Source organism: Xanthomonas populi, assembly GCF_002940065.1.
GTDB lineage: Bacteria > Pseudomonadota > Gammaproteobacteria > Xanthomonadales > Xanthomonadaceae > Xanthomonas > Xanthomonas populi.
The window spans coordinates 1-5,514 of the sequence record NZ_MDEJ01000191.1 but is presented as its reverse complement, the minus strand read 5'-3'; the positions used below and the strand labels follow the sequence as shown (position 1 = coordinate 5,514).

General features: G+C 49.7%; 4 protein-coding genes and 1 pseudogene. 2 read left to right on the top strand and 3 right to left on the bottom strand.

The genetic code is table 11. From position 1 onward, the window contains the following. The coding region (locus tag XpopCFBP1817_RS19245; protein ID WP_244171259.1) for a transposase at positions 1 to 279 on the top strand (279 nt) is incomplete at its 5' end. 657 nt (positions 280 to 936) lie between these two features. Here XpopCFBP1817_RS19245 and avrBs1 read toward each other — a convergent pair. The 3 genes from avrBs1 to xopH form a co-directional block, all read right to left on the bottom strand. Then, positions 937 to 2,244 carry an AvrBs1/Avra family type III secretion system effector gene (gene avrBs1, locus XpopCFBP1817_RS19235; RefSeq protein ID WP_128418315.1) on the bottom strand — a complete coding sequence of 436 codons (1,308 nt, stop codon included), beginning with the start codon at positions 2,242 to 2,244 and terminating at the stop codon, positions 937 to 939. Positions 2,245 to 2,305: 61 nt separating this feature from the next. Beyond that, on the bottom strand, positions 2,306 to 3,460 hold the full coding sequence (locus tag XpopCFBP1817_RS19230) for a hypothetical protein (RefSeq protein ID WP_208619671.1): 1,155 nt from the start codon (positions 3,458 to 3,460) through the stop codon (positions 2,306 to 2,308). Positions 3,461 to 3,636: 176 nt separating this feature from the next. Further along, positions 3,637 to 4,746: a type III secretion system effector XopH gene (gene xopH / locus XpopCFBP1817_RS22275; RefSeq protein WP_208619670.1), complete on the bottom strand. Its 1,110-nt coding sequence runs from the start codon at positions 4,744 to 4,746 to the stop codon at positions 3,637 to 3,639. 294 nt (positions 4,747 to 5,040) lie between these two features. Between xopH and XpopCFBP1817_RS19220 the strand changes: the two are divergent. After that, positions 5,041 to 5,514 (top strand): annotated as a pseudogene (locus XpopCFBP1817_RS19220) (IS3 family transposase); the annotation flags it as partial.

The following is a 5,514-nucleotide window of genomic DNA, read 5'->3' as shown; positions in this document are numbered from 1 at the left end:
ATGCGCGCACTTGTTTCTACACGATCCGGGTGCAACCAGCTGATCTATCTCGGGAAAACGTGGGGAAACCTCAGGGTCAGCATGCTGTCGCTGCACCTGATCCAGAACTGCATGGTCTATATCAACACGCTGATGATTCAGAAGGTGTTGGCGCAACCGCACTGGCAGGGCAAGTTGACGCCACGCGACTATGCTGCCCTAACGCTGCTGATTTGGGAGCACGTTAACCCGTATGGACGATTCGACCTCGACATGAACACCCGGCTCGATCTGCCGTGATCCGAAATGGCGGCTGGTGAAAGGACTGTTGGGTCTAACCCAACATCCTGCGTTCGTCATCGCTCCGGGGGTTGGTGCACCTGGTCGATCGCTGTGCTTGCTCCCCGGCACGCTCTACCCAGACCATAGCCCGAAGTTCGATCATGTTCCAAGGCCGGCATGCATGACCGAGCCGCCCACATCACCCTGCAAACCCGCTTTTGCGGTTGGCCGTCGCCGGCAGCGCCGCCACGTGTGCACGCGTGCAAAACTTTGCCCCATCACTGAAGAAGGCGACACACATGCAAGAACAGGAAGCTCCCGACGACGGATGCCCAATGTGCGGCAGGGTAGACGGGTGGCCTGGCGTCTCTGAGTGGGTGACGTACAAACCCTGCAAGCGCACCGGCAAGAACATGCTGCCGCCGCCCGATGCTGGCGTGGATCTGCGGCATTGCGGCACAAAAAATCCGCCGGGATCTCCGGCGGCTTTTGCTGATAGGCGCGCGTTTCGACCGTGTGGTCTATTCCGGCAGGTTCCAGTCCTCGCCTTTGTCCCTACTCCCTGGCGACCCGCTTTTGATGGCAACGCGGCCGTCTACGCGTGATCCACGGCCAGCGCGTCAGCGCTGCCCGTCGCCGTGGGGGATGGGTGGCACTGGCGGCTGAGTGGCAGGGCTAATCAGGAAACTTAGAGGAAAGGAAAATATTTATGCCTTCCACGATTTCTTCAACACTAAAGTCCAGCAAGCTTATCTCGCAGATATGACTTCCTGTAATATTCTTTTCATAAGTGCAAAGCGAAACACCTCGACGCAATAATAGGCAAATATCATTAGCAATAGATTCCCTTTGCTCTATCGTCAGCGCGGAGACCATTTTAAGGGTCGCTTTTTTATCGAGTGCGGCTTGCTGGCCAAGCCATGATAGTTGGCGCTCAATGAACTCTGAGATCATTTTATTCTCATGCCACTCATTGCTAATCTCCCTCGCGATGGACAACATTTCCAAATTAAATTCTATTAATGTAGACACCGCCAAGGGACGGGACTCACCGACTGCTATAGCTTTTGCATCCCACAACTCAAGTTTTGTACAAAACTCATTGTGCCGTAGACTACTCAAAGGTCTCTTCGATTGTAATATCGACTGAGCCTTAGCCAATTCGTCAACAGAGTGAACAAAGTGGCATGAGCTCCTATCTGAATCAAGCCTCATATAGGGTATAAGATTTCTTTCAATCGCACCCAGCTTTTCAGCGTGGCTAGAAAATTCAGCAATCTTTTCATAATCCGAATTAAATCCATTATTAGATTTAAAAGAATGCACGTCCCCAAAGCCATTGCGTGAAGCGAGGCTGCCAACAATATTGCGACTACTGCACTCGCCGTATATGACTGAAGGAAGACCATTATATTTCTGCTTATCCTTCGGCCTGGTAAGTTGGGATATCAGGTTCATCCGCACATCTTTACTGATAAGGGAGGCAGGAGTCATGACTATGTCATATTGCGTCGACTTATTGCAGACAGTGTCAATTTCTCTTTTGGCTGGCGTTTTTCCTTTTGCACCAAAACCCACGGTCATCTCTTGAGGATTTGAAAATCTTAAAGATCGAATCATTAACGGCTTTCCCTGGCCGTATTCTTCGGAAATCCCCGAGTCTACTTTCAGTAAACCTTCTTTCACAGACGGATCATCGATCAACTGTTCCAGTTCATTCTTACATTTTGTATTAGCCAATTTGATCTGAAATTGCGCCAGATTCTGAAGAGCAACCTTTTTTTGATGAACCCGCTCTAGCTCTGGGGTCTGCAAAGCAGCTATATTTTTATTTAAATATTTTTTCCTTGGTGCATTCTTGAGGTTTTTTGCGTCAACAGATGGCATAACCAGCCCAGATGTCGTAGGACTATCATGCTGAGTATCGTTCTCTTCTTCGCATGGGCGAACATAAATTTTAGCTGTTGAGGAATTAGTCTTCATGGCAAAATAAATATTAATCTTTAATATTTTCGAAAGGATATAAATCAAAGGTGCTTATTAATTACCGCTCTGTCTCCGCGAGGGAGGGGAGGGTAATTTCCGACAAACGCTTCTTTGCATCGATGGTATAACCATACAAAGCGCTCTTAACTTTATCTGTCTCAGTCGGGTCTATTCCATCAAGGGTCAGTAAAATTCCGCTATGAATTTCTGCATAACTATGTGTAAATACCTGACTCTTCTCAACATCCTTGTAGGGAAGCCCCTGTTTTTCTCGTATCGCATTCATCCGCACTGCCATCACCACGGCAGGCCCTTGTTGCCTAAAAAATTCTAACGACAAATCGATCAATGCGTTCTTGGCTTGATCCATTGTCAGTTCTGGTGCCGACCACCGAACTCCCAGTTGCATCGCTGCATAACGGGCAGCTATCACAACATCTGAAGAGGTTCCTGATGTTCCCGACATGACAGGGACTTGCAAAGCATCCCGAATGCTGGTGCCGACATCCATAGACAGATCCATTCCCGATAGGGTTTTGGTCGAGTGTGTCCCTAAACGATTAGCGTCATGGCGATTCTTCTTTCGATATGATTTCCGTGGTTGAATATTTAGGCGGCCAGCCAACAATTGCCCCTCTTGTGATAGTTCGAAGCCTGTTTTTACTTGCTCTTCCGTGAACGGGCCTGATTGACCTTTCAGTATCATGGTAAAAGCGGAAGCTGCTTGGTCTGAAAGCTTCCAAGGACGGGATTTGGCATAAGGAGAGTCCTCACCAGGCTTTTCAAGCCCAAGGACCTCGTCACCTAATTTATTACGGTCGCGGCATTCCAACGCAGGTTCGTATTTCCATAAGCCTCTCTCAATATGGCAAAGCCATTCTGCCTGCTTATGAGAAAAAGACGTTATATCTTTCATTGCGCAGGTTGCGTTAGCAATCAGAACCTTTTCAGCCTCTATGTTGGATACGTATGATTGAGCCCGTTCGCGAAGATGGTGTTCAGAATAATAAGCATTGTTCGACAAGGATTGTGATAGAAATTGAACGATACTTGAATCGGTTTGATTGCCGGGATGATAAATTTCCCCAGCAATAGTCGCTGCACTATAAGGAATTTCGGAGCTGCGAGCAGGCCTTGGGGCACGGGATAGTGGGAATTTATTTTCCTGAAAGGATTCCGTCCTATGGTCTGAGCACTCGGCTTGATTGTCCAATTTTTGCTTATCTTCTGGTGATGAGTCGCATATTCCTGCGTTCGTAGAACTGCGAATTGCTGCAGATTTTGGATTAAAAATATTTCGGGTCTCCTTGCTGTTGTCTCAATTGATATGTCACTTAAGGGGAGGCTGACAATAAACCTCTAAATTGTATCTGCGCGGCACTTGTGGATCTACGCATTGTGGTCGAGCCATTCGGACCATAACAATGGCTGGCCCTTTGGATTTTCCTTGGCGTACTCGTAAAATAGAGAAAGAAACTCTGACCGTTCATCACGAAACTCTGAACGCCCCTTGTGGGAGACGTCTTTGTGGCCATCCAAGCTGCGTCCTGGATTAAACGCACGATGCCGATTAATAATATCCTCGAACGAGATCATTCTGGCATTTTTTAATATGTCATGCATGACAATGAAAATTGTTGTGCGACCTAGACCCATGCCACAGTGCACGTGCAGCCTCTCATGAGGGGCCAACTCCCGCTCCATTGCAATAAATGCATTGATGTCCTCCGCACATGGCGAAAGATGATCCGTCACTGTCAAACGTAGATATTTTGCACCCGCAGCTTTTACAAGCTCTTCTTCGCTAAAAATCTGCGGTTTGCTTAAAATCACTTCGCGTTGGTTGGGCGCTTCGCTCTTGACGTCTTTGCGATGAAAAATACTCACTGATTCCTGCGATTTAAGTTCCTGAATCCTCTGGTGCTCATCTGCCAGGGCTTCGCCACGTGATTTACCAACGTTGCCCCAGTTATTGGGGGTACGCCAAGTACTTGGATAACCGCCGACAATGGCATGGGATTCTTCGCGCGCATTCAGAACGATCACTGGATGCTCTCTAGACGGCTTCAACCTTTCAATCTGGCTGATGGATGCGATACTGCCGCTACCTGAGACATGCAGGTCTTTCCAACCAGTCCGATTGCAGCTTTCGGGCAGGTCAAACTCATCCGATGAGCGAAAATTATCAGATGCTCTTGGGCTTCTGTCGTAAGCTAGAACTGGATCTGATGTGGGTTGTGGCGGGAGATTCAGTGTTTTTCTGAATTTCTGGATCACTTGCAAATGTGGCGCCGTGTCTGACCGAATTGCTAGGACGCCTTGTGAATCAGCAGGATGGGATTTAGCTTGCTTGTTACGCTTCGGCAAACCATGAATTTCTACAGGACCCAGTTGGCTGACACTGGTTGATGCAACTTCCTGTTTAACCTCTTCAGCAGTATTGATTACCGCTTCGTTGCGGACCGATGGCGCAATTGAGTTGTGAATTGACTTACGCATCTATCGTCGTAATTGAGAAGGATGAATTCATAGTTATAACGCTTTGCGATCTTGCCTGTCTTTTGTCCACCGCAGTTGTGTTGCTGATTGCGATGACAAAGTTATCTGCGTCCCGTAAAAGTGAACCTCTCCGGGATTTCGGGAGGCTCCAACTCTCCTGATTAACCCTAACCTTCAGCCAGCAGTCGCAGGATCTGCGCCGCTCCGGGTTGATACTGCTGTCACCTGAAACTGAATCGCACGGGTTCCCTGGACATCTGACGGCCAGGGAAAATGGCGAATTCGGAAGTGTCCATGAGCAACAAGCGGTAGGCGGATGAGGTCAAGGCGGAGGCGGTCCGGCAAGCGACCGATCGCGGGTTCGAGGTGGCAGAGGTGGCCGAGCGACTGCAAGTACGCCTTCATGCAAGCGCATCGTGAGGAGTTCCGGCTGTGTGCGATGTGCCGGGTGTTGCGGGTGAACCGAGCCGGTTACTACGCCTGGCTGCGCTCGCCCAAGCGTGATCGCGCCAAGGATGACGAACGTCCGCTGGGGCTGATCACGCACCAATGGCTGGCCAGCGGCAGTGTCGATGGGCATCGCAAGATCACCAAGGATCTGCGGGATCTGGTGGAGCACGGCAGTGGCCATCGCGTGCATCGGTTGATGCGCACGCAAGGGCTGCGTACTCAGGTGGGCGATGGTCGTAAACCACGCGTCCATGGCGGGTCCGAGTGCGCAGCGGCGACCAACCTGCTGGATCGGCAGTTCGACGTGACTGCGCCCAA